This window comes from Aeromonas sp. FDAARGOS 1404, from assembly GCF_019047085.1.
Classification (GTDB): Bacteria; Pseudomonadota; Gammaproteobacteria; order Enterobacterales; family Aeromonadaceae; genus Aeromonas; species Aeromonas veronii.
On record NZ_CP077237.1, the window covers coordinates 3616376 to 3634391 of the forward strand.

The following is an 18016-nucleotide window of genomic DNA, read 5'->3' on the forward strand; positions in this document are numbered from 1 at the left end:
TAGATTCCTCCCCCACAGTCGTTTTAATAGGAAGGATTATGATATCTGGCATTCTTGCGTCCCCCGGTATCGCATTCGGTAAGGCGCTTCTTCTGAAAGAAGATGAAATCGTTATCAATCAGGGCAAAATCTCTGCTGACCAGATTGATGCCGAGATCAACCGTTTCCTCGAAGCACGTACCAAGTCAGCTACCCAGCTGGAAGCCATCAAAGAGATGGCCGGTCGCACCTTCGGTGAGGAAAAAGAGGCCATCTTCGAAGGCCACATCATGCTGCTCGAAGATGAGGAGCTGGAAGGGGATATCAAATCCTTCATCAAAGACAACAAGGCTTCCGCTGACAAAGCCATCTATGAGGTGATCGAACAGTACGCCAAGATGATGGCCGAGCTGGATGACCCTTATCTGCGCGAACGCGCTACCGACTTCCGTGACATCGGTACCCGTCTGGTCAAGAACGTACTGGGAATCGCCGTTGTCAACCTGAGCACCATCGACGAAGAGGTGATCCTGGTCGCCAAAGACCTGACCCCGTCTGAAACCGCTCAGATCAACCTGAAATATGTGCTGGGTTTCGTCACCGACATCGGTGGCCGTACCTCTCACACCTCCATCATGGCCCGCTCCCTGGAGCTGCCGGCCGTGGTAGGCACCAACGACATCACCGAGCGCGTCAAGAACGGTGACATGCTGGTGCTGGATGCGATCAACAACCAGATCATCATCAATCCGACCGCTGAACAGCTGACCGAAGCCAAGAAGTTCCAGGCTCAGTTCCAGGCCGAGAAAGATGAGCTGGCCAAGCTGAAAGATCTGCCTGCCATCACGCTGGATGGTCACCAGGTCGAAGTGTGCGCCAACATCGGTACCGTCAAGGATACCGAAGGTGCCATCCGCAATGGCGCCGAAGGCGTGGGTCTGTACCGTACCGAGTTCCTGTTCATGGACCGTGACGCGCTGCCGACCGAAGAAGAGCAGTTCAAAGCCTACAAAGAAGTGGCCGAAGCGATGCCGGATCAGCCGATCATCGTGCGTACCATGGACATTGGCGGCGACAAAGAGCTGCCCTACATGAATTTCCCGAAAGAGATGAACCCCTTCCTGGGCTGGCGTGCCGTGCGTATCTTCTTCGACCGCGAAGACATCATGCACGCTCAGCTGCGGGCCATTCTGCGCGCCTCTGCCTTCGGCAAACTGCGCATCATGTTCCCGATGATCATCTCTGTCGAAGAGTTCCGTAGCCTGAAAGCCACCGTAGAGACGCTGAAAGCCGAACTGCGTGCCGAAGGCAAAGCCTTTGATGAATCCATCGAAGTGGGTATCATGATCGAGACCCCGGCCGCTGCCGTGATGGCTCATCATCTGGCCAAGGAAGTGGATTTCTTCAGTATCGGTACCAACGACCTGACCCAGTACACTCTGGCTGTCGATCGTGGTAACGAGATGATCTCCGCCATGTACAACCCGCTGTCACCCTCCGTCCTGACCCTGATCAAGATGGTTATCGATGCGTCCCACGCCGAAGGCAAGTGGACCGGTATGTGTGGTGAACTGGCTGGTGACGAGCGCGCTACCCTGCTGCTGCTGGGTATGGGTCTGGATGAGTTCTCCATGAGCGCCATCTCTGTACCGCGTATCAAGAAGCTTATCCGCAACACCAACTTCGAAGATGTGAAGGCAATGGCTGATCAAGCACTGAGCTTTGCCACCGCTGCTGAAATCGAAGCGTGCGTAGATAACTTTATTAAGCAGAAAGCAGTCTGCTAAGATCGGCTGCAAACAGCGACAAATCATCTCTAGGAGCTTTATATGGGTCTGTTTGATAAACTGAAGAAACTGGTTTCCGACGATAGCTCTGACACCGGCGGCATCGAAATCTTTGCTCCGCTGTCTGGCGAAATCGTGCCGATCGAAGATGTGCCTGACGTTGTCTTCGCCGAGAAGATCGTTGGTGACGGTATCGCCATCAAGCCGGCTGGCAACAAGATGGTTGCTCCGTGCGATGGTACCATCGGCAAGATTTTCGAGACCAACCACGCGTTCTCTCTGGAATCCGACTCCGGTATCGAGCTGTTCGTTCACTTCGGTATCGACACCGTTGAACTGAAAGGCGAAGGCTTCAAGCGTATCGCTCAGGAAGGTCAACAGGTCAAGCGCGGCGACACCATCATCGAGTTCGATCTGGCCGTTCTGGAAGCGAAAGCCAAGTCTACCCTGACTCCGGTTGTCATCTCCAACATGGACGAGATCAAAGAGCTGATCAAAATGACTGGTGCCGTGACTGTGGGCGAGACCCCGGTTATCCGTATCAAGAAGTAATGCCCGGCTGGCTCACGCCAGTTGCGCAGTAAAAAACCGAAGCCTTGTGCTTCGGTTTTTTTATGGCCGCGAGTCGGCTTCCCTTTCTGGTGATCACTCTATTCCGTCGAAATGACAACCCGGTTACGGCCCTGATCCTTGGCCTGATAAAGGGCCCGGTCTGCCATCATCAGCAGATAGTCGATGCTCTCCTGCCCCTTCATGCTGGCACACCCCAGACTGATGGTGAGGGAGAGCTGCTTCCCCTGCCATGGCAAGCGGGTGGTACTGACATGCTGGCGCAGCTGTTCGGCGCGCCGTGCCGCCTGTTCAATATCGCAGCCAGGCAGGATCAGCAGGAACTCCTCCCCGCCCCAACGAGCCAGACTCTCCCCCGGCAAGAGCTGGCTCGCCATGGCGTGGGCGACGGCGCAGAGCGCCGCATCACCCGCAGGGTGGCCGTAGCGGTCATTGACCTGTTTGAAATGGTCGATATCTCCCAACACCACCGAGAGGGGCTCACCTTGCAACCAAAGGGCCTGCAGCTGTTGCTGGGCGCCGCGCCGGTTGGTCAGTTCGGTGAGCGGATCGGTGCAGGAGAGGCGGCTCACCTCTTCCACCATGCACTGGAGGTCGTGGATATCGCGAAAGGTGACGATATGGCCGTCCGGGATGGCATCGGCTCCCAGCTGGGCAGTGACGATAAACCAGCGCGACTGACCGCTCTTGCAGCGGATCAGCGCAGGCATTTCGGCGACCTCCAGCCCTTGCGACAAGCTCTGTTCCACCTGGGAGTGCCAGGAGTCGATGATGGTGCGGCGATACCCTTCATCCGGGTAGGCGACCTGAAACCAGGAGGCCATGTCCGGCAGATCGTCAAGGTTGTATCCCAGTTGCTCAATAAAGGCTTTATTCAGGAAGCGGTGGCGCCGCTGCGGGATCATGTCGGGTGAGCAGCCATCGTGACGGGCAATGGATTCGGACACCAGAATAGGCAGCGGGATCACATCGAAGGAGCGAAACAGGATCTGTTGCAGTTCTCGGTCATTCATAGGAAAAGCAGCTCCACGATGCATCTTTTATATGCTTTACCATAGGTCAGACCAGTGTGGTGGTAAACCGATTTATAGCGGTTACGCCGCCGGTTTTTCAGCCAATGGCAAAGGCGAGAAAATGGCGGGGTTGTTTGCCGTGGCCGTATCGGGTGAAAGCTGGGCAGGCTGAGGAGAAGCGGCGGGGCAAAAGGGTCAAAAAAACCCACATGGTCAGGCACATGTGGGTCGGGAAAAACCAGACAGGGTAAAACAGACACTCCCTGTGTCGGTCATCTTCAGCTCAGGTGGAGGTGGTCCATCTGCTGGAGCTTTTCGGGCCAGGGCCCCTGCTGGTGGTCACCAAATCTTCACACGCTCGGAAGGTGGCAGATAGAGCTTGTCTCCCGGCTTGATGGCAAAGGCGTTATAGAAGGCCGGCATATTCGCGACGACACCATTGACCCGGTACTCCAGCGGCGAGTGGGGATCTGTCTTGAGCAGAACGGCAGCGAGCTCGGGCCGGTACTTTCCTTTCCACACCTGCGCCCAGCCGATAAAGAAGCGCTGCTCGGCGGTAAAGCCATCGAGCACCGCTGGCTGGCGGTTGCCCAGGGCGAGCCGGTACGCCTTGTGGGCGATGGTCAAGCCGCCGAGATCGCCGATGTTCTCGCCAAGGGTCAGCTGGCCGTTGACATGCTCCCCCTTGATGGGCTCGAAACGGTCGTACTGTTTCGCCAGTTTTTGCGCTCTGGCGGTGAACTCCTTGAGATCGGCCGGAGCCCACCAGTTGTGCAAGGCACCGTTGCCATCGAATTTGGCCCCCTGATCATCGAAACCATGGCTCAGCTCGTGACCGATGACCGCGCCGATGGCGCCATAGTTGACCGCATCATCCGCCTTCAGATCGAAGTAGGGCGGTTGCAGTATGGCTGCCGGGAAGACGATCTCGTTGTTGTTCGGGTTGTAGTAGGCGTTCACCGTCTGCGGATTGTCGAACCACTCCTCCCGATCCACCGGTTGATGGAGGCGGGCAAGGTGCTCGTTGTAACGCACCGTGGCCGCGCGCTGGGCATTGCCGACCAGATCATCAGGACGGATCTCGATTGCGCTGTAATCCTGCCACTGGTCGGGATAGCCGATCTTGACCCGTACCTTCTCCAGTTTCGCCAGCGCCTGCTGTTTGGTCGGGGCAGACATCCAGTCGAGCCCACCGATCTCCTGGCGATAGGCAGCGATCAGATTGCGTACCATGGTCGCCATCTGTGCCTTGGCTTCGGCCGGAAAGTAGCGCTCCACGTAGAGTTTGCCCACCGCCTGACCCAGATAGTCGTCCAGCACCTCCATGGCCTGCTTCCAGGGCTCCCGCTGCCGGGGGATGCCGCTCAGGGTCGTACCGTAGAAAGCGAAGTGCAGGGCATTGCTCTGGCTGTCGAGATAGGGCGCATAAGTACGTAGCAGATGGAACAGGCAGTAGGATTGCCACTGCGCGATGCTGGTCTCCTGCATCACGGCGGTCAGCTTCTCCAGATAGTCCGGCTCACTGACGATGATCTCCGTTTCCCCGGCGATACCGGCCTCTGCCAAGTAGCGTTGCCAATCCAATGTGGGCAGCAACTGACTGAGGCGGGCGATGGGCAGTTTGTTGTAGGTGAGGTTGTCATCCCGCCGCTTGACTCTGTCCCACTGCAGGCTGGCGAGGCGGGTCTCCAGCGCCAGGATGCGATGGGCCTGTTCGCTCGCCCCCTCGACGCCGGCATGGTTGAGCAGGGCGGTAATGAACTGCTCGTAGTTGGCCCGCACTGCCTTGCTGGCGGCATCAGCTTTCAGGTAGTAGTCCCGATCCGGCAAACCGAGGCCGGATTGCTGCAGGTAGATCCCGTAGCTGTCAGGCTGCTTCTTGTCGGCCATGAACCCGATACCAAAGGGAGCGCCGCCCCCCAGCTTGTTAACACGGGCAAAGTAGGTGGCCAGCGAGGCGTCATCATGGATGGCCATGATCTCGTCACGTAGTGGCTGAATGGGGGTCAGCCCTTTGGTATCCCGCCCGGCCTGATCCAGATAGCTGGCGTAGAGATCGGCGATCTGCTGGCGAGGGGTTCCGGACTGTTGCGGGCGCTTGAGCAGCTCCTCCAGCAACACCTTGCGATCCTCCAGCGACTTGTCCGCCAACAGATTGCCGATGGTCTGCCCCGGCATGTCATCCGGTATCCGGGTCTGTGCCAGCCAGTTGCCGTTGACGTGGCGAAACAGATCGTCCGCCGCGCGCACGCTGTTATCCATGCTGGCCAGATCCACCCCGGAGTGGCCGCTGGCGGCACCGGCGCATGGGGCCAGGCCAAGCAGGGCCAGCGCAATCAGGCTTGCGATCATGCTGCGTTGCTGTTTCATCTTGTGTGTCCTGTATGGGGTGCCAGTAGTGAATTGGCTATACCCGCTGGCCAATCAGCTGCGAACGACCGAGAGGAAGCGACCGTCGTGATTGAAGGTGCAGGTAAAGTCGACCGCATCATCGTCGGTCTCGTACTGGCCATAGACCTTGTATCTGTGGCCGCTCTCTTCTGCCGACTCGGTGGTGATATCGCGCGGGGAGACATGGAATTTGCTGGCCGCTTCCCCCGAGCAGTAACGGGGCATCTTGCTGGTGGCCATATGCTGGTCATCGCTATCGTCATGCTGGCCATCATGCTCGTGTTTGTTATCGCTGTGCTTTTTCCCGGCGTAATAGCCAGCGGCGCCGATGGCACCCAGCGCCGCAGCACCTATCAATACCTTCTTGGTGTCCATATTCTGGCAGCCGCTCAATGCCAGACAGGCTGCTATTCCCATTACCATCAAGGGGTGTTTCATCTCTCGGATCCTTTCAATTATCAAATGAGCAAGTCGGTGTCAGCCGGACGGTGGTCACAGGGCCCGGCGCGGGAATGGCGCCACTTTGCAATGGACAGGATGAAGAGAACACTCAAATAAAATTAAAAAAAGTTATAAAAATCCGGGAGCCTGAGCGAGCGCAGTATGGGGTAAGCGGTGAAGGGAGAAGGGCGCAGGTTTCATCCATGCGGTAAGTAGTGGTGTGGGGCAAGTGTTTGTTTTTAGACTTTTATTTCTCTTTATATTTTATCAAGGGTGATGGCTGTCTGTTATGCGGCGGCCAGCCATGCTGGCAATGGGGAACTGTCTCTATCGCCATAAACCGGGCATAAAAAAGCCGCTCACCTGGGTGAGCGGCTGTTGTCATCAGATCAATGCAGTTCGCTATCAGGCTGGCTGCTTGCCATCTTCCGCGGGCGGCGGCAGAGCGGCGGAGTTGGACTCCACCTTCTGCTCTTCGCCCTGCATGTTCTTGATGTAGACATCCATCTGGTTGAAGGCGATCTCGATGCCGTTCTCGCGGAACAGCTGGTCGATCTTGCGGTTCAACTCGTCCACCGCCGGGTTGCGGTCTCCCAGTTCGCTCACGAAGAAGCGCAGCTCGTGATCCAGAGTACTGGCGCCAAAGGTGAGGAAGTAGACGATGGGGGCTGGGTCTTTCAGCACGCGGCTGTTTTCGTCGGCCGCCTGTTTCAGCAGGGTGCGGGTCAGTTCAAGATCCGAGCCATACGCCACGCCCACCCGTACGATCACCCGGGTGACGGTGTCACTCAGCGACCAGTTGATGAGCCGTTCTGTCATCAGTTGCTGGTTGGGGATGATCACCTCTTTGCGGTCGAAGTCGGTCAGGGTGGTGGCGCGAATGCGGATCCGCGAGACGGTACCGGAGAAGGAGCCGATGGTGACGGTGTCACCGATCCGCACCGGACGCTCGAACAGGATGATGATGCCGGAGACGAAGTTGGAGAGGATCTCCTTCATGCCAAAACCGATACCGACTGACAGACCACCTGCTACCCACTGCAGCTTGTCCCACTGCACGCCCATCATGGAGAGAGCGGTGAGGGAACCGAAACCGATCAGCACGTAGTTGAGCATGGTGGTGATGGCGTAGGCGGTCCCCTGAGCCAGATTGAGCTTGGAGAGCACCAGCACCTCCAGCAAGCCCGGCAGGTTACGCGCCAGTGACCATGCACCGCCGAGCAGCAGAAAGCCGATCAGCACGTCACTCAGGCTGATGGGGAACAGCACGGCGTTGGCGCCAGTGCCTTCACTGCGGTGCCACAGCACCATGCTGTCGAGATAGGAGAAGACCGCGACCAGATCGGACCAGAGCCAGTAGAAGGCGACGCCGAAGATCAGCATCAGCACGGTACGGGTCAGACGCAGGGACTGCTGGCTGACATCCTCCAGATCCATGGGCTGCTCTTCGATGGACTCGCCCCCTTCCGCATCTTCCGAAGATTTGTGCTCACGCTTGGCCACCGCACGACGGTAGGCCAGACGACGGGCCGCCAGCTCCAGACCACGCAGGGCGGTGCGGTAGACCAGGCTCCAGATGATGATGAGGTAGAAGGATTCGATCAGGCGACCGGTCAGCTTCAGCGCGGTGTAGTAGTAACCGAGCACGGCCAGCACGATCAGCGCCACCGGTGCCAGCGCCAGAGCGATGGCGATCAGCGACTTCTGCATGCTCGCCTCGCCCTTGATGCGGGCGCGGGAGATGGGGAACACCAGATAGGCGGCCAGCCCCAGCAGGGTCAGGGTCATGGCCTGGCCGATCACGTCGTTGCCCAGGGTGGAGGGTTCAACCACCGCCTTGGTCGCGAGCATGATGAGCGGCAGCAGTGGCAACCAGATGTAGCGCATGCTGTTGCGCTTGGCCTGCAGCTCCGCTTTCGGGATCCGGAAGTGGGTCTCGGCGATACCGCCCGGGCGCATCACCGCCAGATAGACGCTGAACACCAGATAACCGAGGGCGAGGTTCAGGGTGATCTGGAACATCAGCTTGGGACTGAGCAGACCGCAGTAGGTGAGCAGCAGACCGCCAGCCAGAATGAACATGCTGCCCGGCAGGCGTTGCAGCACGGTATAGAGCAGGGCGCGCGGGGTGTGCCACTGGCTGTCCTGACGGAAACGGCCAAGGTCCTTGGTGATCTTCTTCTCGCGCTCAACCAGCGCCGGACGTTTCCAGACCAGCAGGCCGCCGATCAGCAGCAGCGGGAAGGCGAGCAGGGAGATCCCCAGCAGCTCTTCGCGCCAGCGTTTCCAGTCCGGTTTCAATACCCAGTCGGAGGCCTGTTTGTAGGCCTGGGCGGGCCAGCTGATAAACCACTTGCTGTCGATGGGCTTATTGCTGCTTACCCAGAAGATATGTTGCTGCAGGGTAAACTCGATAGAGGCATAGACCCGTGCCAGCTGCTGCTGGGTCAGCTGCAGGCTGATGGCGTTGGTGAGCTGGCTGTCGAGTTGGCGGTTGAGCTGATCGAGCAGATTGATGCGGGTGTCGAGCAGCTTGGCAAGGCTCTCCTTGTCCTCCTCGCTCACCGGATCCTTGCTGCCGGCGATCAGATTGTCCAGATAGAGGTTTTTCTGGAACAGCTGGTCACGCTGCTGGCTCAGTTCAAACTGGGCCAGATGCAGATCGGCGATCTGCTCTTCCAGGTTTTTGACGGCGATGGTGGGCGCCGCTTCCAGCTGCTGGTAGAGCTGATAGAGGATGCGTGACAGCAGCAGATTGCCCTTGAGCATCTGCACCTGTTCATTGAGGTTGCGCTCGGTCTGGATGCCGCGCTCCAGCCAGCTCTTGGCTTGCAGGTTTTTCTGGACCAGCGAGTTGAGGCTGGTGGTGGCACCGATCAGCTGCTGGCTGAGCTGGTGGTTGAGCTCCTGCTCTTTTTGCACCAGCGGGCTGTCTTCGGTCGCCACCAGTTCACCGGTCTGCTCGGCGGTTTTTTCTGTATCGCCGAGGCGCTTGGCGCTGCTCTGATCCTGCAACAGCTGCAGTTTCTGCTCTTCGCTGGCGAGACGGGCACTCTGGTAGTCGCGCTGCTTGATCGCCAGATCCTGCATGCTGGTACGGTTATCCAGCTCCTTTTGCAGGTGGGCCAGTTGCAGGTCGAGCAGGGCTAGCTCGGCACCGAGCTTCATCTTCTCGGCGCTGGAGACGCTTTCACCGGCGTTGAGGCGGGTACGGATCTCCTGACTGCGCTGGTAGGCGCGGCTCATGCTGGCCTGGGCCCGCTCCGGCAGGGTCTGCAAGCTGGTGAGCTGGCTGCCGATGGCGCCGAGGGCCTCCTGGGCCGCCTGCATGTTGGCCAGCACTTCCGGCTGACGGCTGTCGAGCTCTGCCAGACTCATGCTGGCGTATTCGCTCTTGATCTGCTCGGCACTCTTGCCCTTGGTCAGAGCATCGAGCTTGGCGCTGATCTCTCTGAGTTCGGTGGGCAGGTTGCGGATCCGCTGGGCCTGGGTCTTGGCCTTTGCCTCTTCCTTGTCGATGCTGTCGAGCAGGGCGAGGGTTTCGGTCAGCAACTTCTGATCCGCTTGCTGACTGACGGTCAGGGTCTCTGATTTACCCAGACCATCCAGCGCTCGCTGAACTGCGTTGCGAGAGGGGACATCTTGCGCCATGGCTTGCGGGACGCAGAGGCTGGCGAGGAGACAGAGCAGCGGCAACAAGGTAGCCGAGGCTCTTTTAAAACGTATTGAGGGCATATAACTTCCGGGTTATTACGCGATATTCGGGAGATTTCCCGCATAGATTAAATTCGCGTGGATTCTAACACCGGGCTTGTCAGGTAAGCAGGGGGGAGGGACAAAAAAAACGGCGCCCGCAGGCGCCGTTTTCAACTCGTTCAGCTCTGATTAAAGAACGTGAACAGAAGCGGTGTTGGTGGTGCCGCTCGGTACCAGAGCACCGGAGACCATCACAACCACGTCACCTTTCAGACCCATGCCGATTTCCAGCGCGGCTTCTTTACCGATGCGATAGAAATCGTCGGTAGAGGCGATGCTGTCAACCACGTGAGCAACTACACCCTTGGTCAGAACCAGCTGGGCAGCAGTTTTCTTGTTGGTGGTGATAGCCAGGATCCAGGCTTTCGGGAAGTACTTGCGAATGGCCTTGGCAGACTTGCCGCCTTCGGTAGCGACCACGATCAGCGGGGCGTCCAGCTTCTCGGAGGTCTCTACGGCGCCTTTACATACGGCTTCGGTGATGCGCAGCTTGTTGCTGTCGTTGGCAGCAGACAGGTTGGACGGCATCACGGCATCAGTACGCTCGCAGATGGTGGCCATGATGGTCACGGCTTCCAGCGGGTACTTACCCTTGGCGGATTCACCGGACAGCATGACTGCGTCGGTACCGTCCAGGATGGCGTTGGCCACGTCACCAGCTTCGGCGCGGGTCGGACGCGGGTTCTTGATCATGGAGTCCAGCATCTGGGTGGCAGTGATAACCACTTTGCGGGCTTTGTTGCACTTGGCGATGATCATCTTCTGGGCGAAGATAACTTCTTCAACCGGGATCTCTACACCCATGTCGCCACGAGCAACCATGATGCCGTCGGAAACAGCCAGGATCTCGTCGAAGTTGTCCAGACCTTCCTGGTTTTCGATCTTGGAGATGATCTGGATGTTCTCGCCACCGTGGGCTTTCAGATGCTCACGGATTTCCAGAACGTCTTCTTTCTTACGGATGAAGGACGCAGCAACGAAATCAACGCCTTGCTCGCAACCGAAGATCAGGTCGCGCTTGTCTTTCTCGGCCAGGGCCGGCAGCTTGATGGAGACGCCCGGCAGGTTAACGCCTTTGTTCTCGCCCAGGTCACCGTTGTTCAGCACTTTACAGATAACTTCGCGCTCGGTGATTTCGATAACGTCCAGACCGATCAGGCCGTCATCAACCAGAATGCGGTTGCCGACGCGCAGATCGTTGGCGAAACCTGCATAGGTCACAGCCACTTTGTCTTTGTTGCCAACCACAGTCTGGTCGGTGGTGAAGGTGAAAGTCTGGCCAGCGACCAGCGCAACGTCGTTGCCGCCTTCCAGCTTCATGGTACGGATTTCCGGACCCTTGGTGTCCAGCAGGATAGCTGCGTGCTTGCCGGTCTCGGCCATTACAGCGCGCAGGTTGCTGATGCGGCTGCCGTGCTCGGCGTAGTCACCGTGGGAGAAGTTCAGGCGCATGACGTTCATGCCGGCGTCCAGCATTTTGGCCAGCATTTCTTTGGATTCGGTCTTCGGACCGATGGTGCAGACAATTTTGGTCTTTTTCATGTCAATCTTCATGGTTAAGGAATTTCCGCCGAGCAATATACACCAGTTTTTGGAATCTTTTTATGATCCAGAAACAACGTTTTGACCAGATAACGTTTTCTTTTCAGGGATAACGTTTTCCTGTGAGTCACATTTTAGAGCATACGGCCACAGGTTCGGGCTGAAGGGATACAAATGTTGCCATCTGTGGTTGTTTGGCCGGGTTGAGGTTCAGATGTTGTAAAATGACCACCCGTCCGCTGTCACCGTCTTGTCACCGGCTTGCGCAAAAATGTTAGTTCATTGGCGCAAGGGTGAAGGAGGTCGGGATGAAAAACAGCCATGAAACCGGATGGGCTCTGCTCTTGCTGGGCGCCGCCCTGCTGCTGGTTCAGACACTGCCAGCCCGCTACTGGCCTGATAATGCCAGTCTGCTGGCGATCTTCTCCCATCCAGTGAAAGGGGAGGTGGCCGCCGAGGGATTGGCGTGGCGAGAGTGGCAGGATCACAGTGCAGCGACCCGGATGGCGCTTCGTGTAGCCCGACCGCTGCCGGATGCTCCTCAGCCTTGATATCTATTGCTGTTTACCGGTCGTGAAGGCGTGGAATTATCAACCATTGGTTGATAGTTCTTATCTATCTTGCTGGATTGTTCACCTTTAATGGTGGGAGGATAATCGATTCCAACAGCGATATCCCCTCCGGTATCGCCCCCTGATACTTTGTTGGAGTCCGCTTTATGTCCCTCGCCCCCGTCTGGTTTATCTCTCACGGCGCACCGGATCTGGTGCTGCGTGAGCAACCCGCCACCCGCTTTCTGCGAACCCTGCGTCTGGGTAAGCTCAAGGGGCTGGTGGTCATCTCCGCCCACTGGTTCAGCCGCGAGCTGCAGATCAACGTCGAGTCCAAACCGGCCTTGATGTACGACTTTTACGGCTTCCCCGAGCCCCTCTACCGGATGCGCTGGCCTGCCAGCAGCCCCGAGTGGTTGCAGCAGGGGGTGAGCGACCAGCTGGCACTGGCCGGACTGACCGCCACCCCGGTGCGGCGCGAGCTGGATCACGGGGTCTGGTCGCCCCTATCCCTGATCGACCCAAACAGCGAGATCCCGCTGGTGCAGCTCTCCATTCCCGCGAGCTTCACCCCGGCCCAGTTGTGGCAACTGGGAGAGGTATTGGGGGCGCTGCGTAGTCAGGGGATTGGCATCCTCGCCTCTGGCGCCATCACCCACAACCTGCGGGCGCTGGCACCGGAAGGCTCGCCGGTGCCAGAGTGGGCCAGCCAGTTTGTCGACTGGCTGGAGCAGAAGATGGCCGACGAGGATCGGCTGGCGCTGCTCGACTATCGCCAGCAGGCTCCAGGCGCGGTGGAGTCCCATCCCCACGACGACCACCTGCGCCCGCTCTTTGTGGCGTTGGGGGCGGCCGATGGTGTGGCGCCCACCCGGCTGCACGAGAGCTGGGATGGCGGCAGCCTTTATATGGGCGCTTACCGCTTCGGCTGATAGCCTCTCAACAAGACCCCGCCAATTGGCGGGGTCTTGTTGTTTACGGTGTGGGGGGTGAGCCGAAGGCTCTCAGGGAACCACTACCCGGCTCTCGCCGCCGCCGAGGGCTTCGACCCTGATCTGCACGCCAATCCGCTCCACCAGCGTCTGGACGTGGGAGATGACCCCGATCTGGCGACCGGCGGCTTGGAGGGAGTCGAGGCTGGCGAGCGCCAGATCCAGACTGTCCGGATCCAGGGTGCCGAACCCTTCATCGATAAACAGCGACTCGACCTGGGTCTGCCGTGACGAGAGGCTGGAGAGGGCCAGCGCCAGCGCCAGCGACACCAGAAAACTCTCGCCACCGGAGAGGGAGTCCACCGAGCGCACCTCGTCCCCCATGTCGAGATCCACCACTTGCAGCGCCAGATCGGTGCCGGGTACTCGCTCCAGCCGGTAGCGCGGCGACAGCTCGGCGAGCTGGGCGTTGGCCTCCAGCAGCAGACGCTCGAGGGTGAGGCTCTGGGCAAAGGTGCGGAACTTGGCGCCGTTGGCTTGCCCGATCAGATCGCACAGCTGCTGCCAGTGGTCGGCTACCGCCTGCTGGGCGGCCAGCTCCTGTTGCAGGCTGCCCGCCTTGAGGGCGGCGGCTTCGGCCTGTGCCAGCTTGCTCTTGCACTCGAACAGCTGCTCTTCAAGGGCGCGACAACGGGCATCAAGTGCCGTCAGCTGCTCGCTCAGCTCTGCATCCGGCAGGGCGGCCAGCTCGGGATGGTGCTCCCGATAGCGATCCCGCTTGCTCTCCTCCAGCGCCAGCGCCCGTTGCCGTTCGGCAAGGCGGGTACGCGCTTCACCAAGGGCATCTTCCAGCCCTTGCAGGGCAGAGCGGCGAGCCTTGAGTTCATCGGGGGTGATGGCGAGCAGGCGGCGAAGGTCGTACTCGGCAATGCCAAGGGTGCTGGCGTGGGCAGCCCAGCGCGCCAGCACCTCCCGCTTGCGGCGACTGCTGGTCTGCTTTTCCTGCTCCACATGAGTGAGGCGGGTCTTGAGTTCGGTCTGCCGCTCCCGCAGAGCGCGGGCGCCGCTTTGCATCAGCTCCAGTTCGCTGGCGAGTTGTTGCAGCCGCTGTTGCCAGCGGCTCTCGACCAGCGGGATCTCCTCGCCACCGAGACAGGCGGCGCGGCTGGTGAGCAGCCCCTGACGCTGCTGTTCGTGCTCCTTGTAGTCCCGCTCGAGTTTGTGCAGCAGCTCGCGCTGGGTCTGCAGGCGTGCCTCCTGCGCACTTAGTGTCGGGGTGAGGCTGGCGATCTCGCTGGCCAGTCGCTCCCACTCGCTCTGGCCGTGCAGCCAGGCTTCGCAGGCTCGCTGCCACTCGTGCCACTGCTGGCTGCCGAGCCACTGGCGCCACGGTTGGCCGCCCATCTGCTCGTCGAGGCGGTGGGCGCCTTGCTCAAGGCGCTGGCGCAGGGTCACCTCCTGCTCGCCCATCCCCTTCACTTCCCCTTCCAGTGCGATGCGCTGGCGGTCGGCCTCCTGCCACTGCAGGTCAAACTGCTGGTGCTGGGCAGCCAGTTGGCTCAGTTGCTGACGCACCCCTTGCAGCTGTTGTTGACCAAGCTGGGCCTGACGCAGCTGCTGCTGGCTCTGGGCCAACCCCTGCTCCAGCGCCTGGCCACGGCTAAGCAGGGTGCTCATCAGCTCGTTCCACTCAATGGGGCTCTGGCGCAGCGGCAGCGGATGACCCAGCAGGGTATCGCCCCCCAGCTTTTGCCAGCGCTGGGTCAGCTGCTCGGCGCGGGTTTCCAGCTCCGGCAGATGTTGCTGACGCACCGCCAGCTGGCGGGCCAGCTCCTGACGCTCGCTCTCGCACTGAATGTATTGATGGTTGAGCCGCTCCCACTCCAGCTCCAGACTGCGGGTCCGTTCCGCCAGTTGACCAAGAATGCCGGCCACCTGTGGCTGGCTCTGGCTGTAGGGGTGCTCCCCGGAACCGCACAGCGGGCAAGGTTCGCCATCGCTCAGGATATGGCGATACTGCTCGAAGCTGGCGATGGCACGGGACTGCTCCAGCGCGTGGCGCGCCTCATCCCGCTGCAGAGCGAGCCGCTCGCGGGCGGGGGCCAGCTCTTCGCCAAGGGTGGCGAGCTTGCCCAGCGCCTGCTCCAGCTGGGCAAGCTCCTGCTGCAGGCGGCTATGCTGCTCGCCGTGGTTGCGGCCGTAATCGGCCAGCTCCAGCAACTGGCGCAGCTGACCCAGTTGTTCAGTCTGCTGCTGCCACTGCTCCTGCGCCTTGGCGAGGCGGCTCTCCCACTGCTGCTCTTGCAGCTCGTTCTGTTGCTGTTGCAGCCGAGCTTGTTCATGTTGCCAGTAGTCGCGCTCCTGCTGGCCCTGTTCCAGCTGGCGTTGCAGCTGCTGCAGGGCGCGCAGCTTGTGATCGCGCAGGGTAAGCAGTTGTTGCAGCTTGTCGGCATCCTCGGCCCAATCCTGCATGGCGGTGAGCAGGGGCTGCCACTGGTGGGCAACCGGTGCCAGCTCCTTGTGCTCTTCGAGCCAAAGTCCCCACTGCTGGTGCTGCTGCTTGAGCAGCTCCACCTGTCGGCTCTGCTCGCGCCAGCCCTGCTCGAGGGTGAGCTGCACTTCTCGCTCCTGTGCCCCCTCCTGCTGGATCTTCTGCAACTGCTGCACTTTCTCCCTGATGCGGGTATCGAGCTCTTGTGCCCGCTTGAGTTCGGGTTGCAGGGCGCCCCATTCCCGCTCGGCGGCGATCTTTTCCGCCAGCAACTGCTGTTCGGTCAGCGCGCTCTGCTGGGTCTGCTCTTCGAGCTTGGCAAGCTCCGGCCCAAGCTCGGCGATCACCTTCTCCTGCTGCTGCACTTCCAGAGTGAGACGGGCCAGCTCGTCGTGATCGGCGCGGGCTACCTGGGCCTGTTCGGCACGGGCAAACTCCTCGCGCTCGGGGGCCGCGGCGCCGTGGGCTTGCAGGGCGGCATCGAGCGCCGCCTGTCCCTCGGCGCAGCCCTGCAACTGGGCTGCAATGCGGCTGTTGAGGTCGCGTAAGTCCTGCATCAGCTGCTGCTGTTGCTGCTCGTGCTTGAGGGTGGTCGAGAGGCTTACCTGCTGGCTTACCCACTGTTCGCGGGTCGCTTCGTCCATCAGCGCCACGTCGCCGAGGCGCTGGGCGATGGTGGCCAGCTTCTGCTGCTCTTCCCGCGCCCGTTCATAGGTCTGGATGGAGATGGCGGAGTAGAGTTCGGTGCCTGTCATCCGTTCGAGCAGGGCGGAGCGCTCGTTGGCATCCGATTTGAGGAAGGCGGCAAACTCCCCCTGCGGCAGGATCACCGCGCGGCGGAACTGCTCCCAGGAGAGGCCCACCAGCTCGTCGATGCGATCCTGTAGCTCCCGCTTGCTGCCGGAGAAGACCTGCCCTGACTCCACATCGGTCAGGGTTCTCTCCTGCGCCTGAAAGCGCCCTTCGGCGCGGTTGCGGGCTCGGCGCACCGCCCAGCGGGCCAGCCAGATGCGGCCATCGCAGCCACGAAATTGTACCTCGGCAAAGCCGCTGGCGTGACCGCGACTGAGGATGCCGCGCACGTCGTTGGCCTTGAGCTTCTCCTCGTCATCCATGCGGCCCACTTCGGCCACGTTCTTGCGATTGGCGATAAAGCGCGGCATCTCGTCGTAGAGGGCCAGACAAATGGCGTCGAGCAATGTGCTCTTGCCCGCGCCGGTATTGCCGGTGATGGCAAACAGACCGGCGGCGCCGAGCGCCCCCCTGGTAAAGTCGATGGTGAAGGGGCCGGTCAGACTGGCCAGATTCTCACCTGACAGAGACAAGATTTTCATTGGTTTGACTCCTTCACCTGCTCCAGGATCTCTTCAAACGAGGCAACCAGCCCAGCCTCGGGCTCCCCTTCAAACTGGCGCTGATAGCAGAGGCGAAACACCTCGGTGGGGGAGAGTTCATCGAGCCTGCGCCGCTCGCGACCATCGGCCAGCCCTTCCCCCGAGCCCTGATACTGGGTGCTGATGCGGGCCAGACGCACCGGTTTGTCGGCGATGGCGGCCAGAATGCGCTCGCGGATGCGGGCCTCGGGCTTGGGCAGCAGCAGCCGCACTTCGAGGAAGGGTTGTGCCTCTTGTGGACAAGCTGGCAGCTCGAGCGATGCGATGGCGTTCAGCGCGTCGTCGAGGGTGCTCTGGGGCAGGCGGATCATCTCCACCGCGCGCGGCACCGGGATCCGCTCCAGCCCGGCCAGTTTGCCCTCCGCAAAGGTCACTTCCAGCACCTGATGGTTGTAGTTCGCTTCGGCAAGCGAAAGCGGCAGCGGCGAGCCGCTGTAGTGCACCCCCTCGGCCGGGCTCTGGGCAAGATGGAGGTGACCGAGCGCCGTGTAGTCGGCACCGGCAAAGAGTTCGGCAGGCAGGGCGTGCTGGTTGCCGCCGAGCACCCGCCGCTCCGAAAGCTCGGAGAGCTGGCCCGCCGCCAGATAGGCATGGCCCATGGCGATGAGCGGCAGCGCCTCCCCGCAGCGAGCCCGTCCTTCGGCCAGCACCTCGGCGTAGACCTGTCGAACCCCTTCGATCAGCCTGTCTTGTCCTTCTTCCAACGACTCTACCCGCAGATCGCTGCTGCGCAGGAACGGCACGGCGGCGCACCAGGCGGCAATGTTGCCCTCCTTGTCTTGCAGCGGTACCAGCAGGCGGTCGGTCTCGAGCTTGCCCTCACTGTCGCGGCTGATGCTGCCCACCAGATGCAGGTCAAAGGCGCGCAGCAGCTCGTGGGGAGCATCGAGCTTGGAAGGGGAGTCGTGGTTGCCGCCGATCAGCACCATGTTGAGGTGGGGCATCTCGGCGCGCAGTCTGGCCAGAAAGCGGTAGAGTTGCTGCCAGGCGCTGGCGGGGGGATTGGCGGTATCAAACAGATCGCCCGCCACCAACAGAGCGTCAATCTCGCGCGCCTTGAGGGTGTCGCTCAGCCAGTCGAGGAAGGCATCGTGTTCAAAACGGCGGTCATGACCATGGAGTTGATGGCCAAGGTGCCAGTCGGCGGTATGGAGGATTTTCATTGGAAA

At 60.5% G+C, this 18016-nt stretch carries 11 protein-coding genes; 4 read left to right on the forward strand and 7 right to left on the reverse strand.

Annotation, left to right across the window (positions count from 1 at the left end; all coding sequences use genetic code 11):
- Nucleotides 1-38 precede the first annotated feature (38 nt).
- Nucleotides 39-1766: a phosphoenolpyruvate-protein phosphotransferase PtsI gene (gene ptsI, locus I6L34_RS16925; RefSeq protein ID WP_058058331.1), complete on the forward strand. Its 1728-nt coding sequence runs from the start codon at nt 39-41 to the stop codon at nt 1764-1766.
- A gap of 42 nt (nt 1767-1808) precedes the next feature.
- Nucleotides 1809-2318 (forward strand): PTS glucose transporter subunit IIA, encoded by a 510-nt coding sequence (gene crr, locus I6L34_RS16930; RefSeq protein ID WP_005338264.1) that lies wholly within the window; start codon nt 1809-1811, stop codon nt 2316-2318.
- Between the two features lie 98 nt (nt 2319-2416).
- Here the strand turns inward: crr and I6L34_RS16935 are convergent, their stop codons facing one another.
- The 5 genes from I6L34_RS16935 to pykF form a co-directional block, all read right to left on the reverse strand.
- On the reverse strand, nt 2417-3349 hold the full coding sequence (locus tag I6L34_RS16935; RefSeq protein WP_139429278.1) for a GGDEF domain-containing protein: 933 nt from the start codon (nt 3347-3349) through the stop codon (nt 2417-2419).
- A 339-nt stretch (nt 3350-3688) separates the two neighbouring features.
- A complete protein-coding gene (locus I6L34_RS16940; protein WP_216955035.1) occupies nt 3689-5719 on the reverse strand; it encodes a M13 family metallopeptidase in 2031 nt (676 codons plus the stop codon).
- Nucleotides 5720-5773: 54 nt separating this feature from the next.
- Complete coding sequence (locus tag I6L34_RS16945; RefSeq protein WP_106842474.1) at nt 5774-6178, reverse strand: hypothetical protein; 405 nt, start codon at nt 6176-6178, stop codon at nt 5774-5776.
- Between the two features lie 408 nt (nt 6179-6586).
- On the reverse strand, nt 6587-9916 hold the full coding sequence (gene mscK / locus I6L34_RS16950) for a mechanosensitive channel MscK (RefSeq protein WP_139443284.1): 3330 nt from the start codon (nt 9914-9916) through the stop codon (nt 6587-6589).
- A 150-nt stretch (nt 9917-10066) separates the two neighbouring features.
- Nucleotides 10067-11479 (reverse strand): pyruvate kinase PykF, encoded by a 1413-nt coding sequence (gene pykF, locus I6L34_RS16955; RefSeq protein WP_031227651.1) that lies wholly within the window; start codon nt 11477-11479, stop codon nt 10067-10069.
- A 308-nt stretch (nt 11480-11787) separates the two neighbouring features.
- Here pykF and I6L34_RS16960 point away from each other — a divergent pair, with 308 nt between their 5' ends.
- Complete coding sequence (locus I6L34_RS16960; protein WP_058058326.1) at nt 11788-12030, forward strand: hypothetical protein; 243 nt, start codon at nt 11788-11790, stop codon at nt 12028-12030.
- Nucleotides 12031-12197: 167 nt separating this feature from the next.
- Complete coding sequence (locus tag I6L34_RS16965) at nt 12198-12962, forward strand: class III extradiol ring-cleavage dioxygenase (RefSeq protein WP_058058325.1); 765 nt, start codon at nt 12198-12200, stop codon at nt 12960-12962.
- Between the two features lie 72 nt (nt 12963-13034).
- Here I6L34_RS16965 and I6L34_RS16970 read toward each other — a convergent pair whose 3' ends face one another.
- Both I6L34_RS16970 and I6L34_RS16975 read right to left on the reverse strand, forming a co-directional pair.
- Entirely contained in the window at nt 13035-16787 is a 3753-nt protein-coding gene (locus tag I6L34_RS16970) for an AAA family ATPase (protein WP_075115649.1), read from the reverse strand.
- Nucleotides 16784-18010: an exonuclease SbcCD subunit D C-terminal domain-containing protein gene (locus tag I6L34_RS16975; RefSeq protein WP_075115650.1), complete on the reverse strand. Its 1227-nt coding sequence runs from the start codon at nt 18008-18010 to the stop codon at nt 16784-16786. Before I6L34_RS16975 ends, I6L34_RS16970 begins: the two co-directional genes overlap by 4 nt.
- Nucleotides 18011-18016: the final 6 nt, after the last annotated feature.

Excerpts from the sequence above, each read along its gene's own strand:
- I6L34_RS16945 (WP_106842474.1), bottom strand. The coding sequence starts at position 6,178 with ATGAAACACCCCTTGATGGTAATGGGAATAGCAGCCTGTCTGGCATTG.
- mscK (WP_139443284.1), bottom strand. The coding sequence starts at position 9,916 with ATGCCCTCAATACGTTTTAAAAGAGCCTCGGCTACCTTGTTGCCGCTG.
- I6L34_RS16975 (WP_075115650.1), bottom strand. The coding sequence starts at position 18,010 with ATGAAAATCCTCCATACCGCCGACTGGCACCTTGGCCATCAACTCCAT.
- I6L34_RS16935 (WP_139429278.1), bottom strand. The coding sequence starts at position 3,349 with ATGAATGACCGAGAACTGCAACAGATCCTGTTTCGCTCCTTCGATGTG.
- I6L34_RS16940 (WP_216955035.1), bottom strand. The coding sequence starts at position 5,719 with ATGAAACAGCAACGCAGCATGATCGCAAGCCTGATTGCGCTGGCCCTG.
- I6L34_RS16960 (WP_058058326.1), top strand. The coding sequence starts at position 11,788 with ATGAAAAACAGCCATGAAACCGGATGGGCTCTGCTCTTGCTGGGCGCC.
- crr (WP_005338264.1), top strand. The coding sequence starts at position 1,809 with ATGGGTCTGTTTGATAAACTGAAGAAACTGGTTTCCGACGATAGCTCT.
- I6L34_RS16965 (WP_058058325.1), top strand. The coding sequence starts at position 12,198 with ATGTCCCTCGCCCCCGTCTGGTTTATCTCTCACGGCGCACCGGATCTG.
- I6L34_RS16970 (WP_075115649.1), bottom strand. The coding sequence starts at position 16,787 with ATGAAAATCTTGTCTCTGTCAGGTGAGAATCTGGCCAGTCTGACCGGC.
- pykF (WP_031227651.1), bottom strand. The coding sequence starts at position 11,479 with ATGAAAAAGACCAAAATTGTCTGCACCATCGGTCCGAAGACCGAATCC.
- ptsI (WP_058058331.1), top strand. The coding sequence starts at position 39 with ATGATATCTGGCATTCTTGCGTCCCCCGGTATCGCATTCGGTAAGGCG.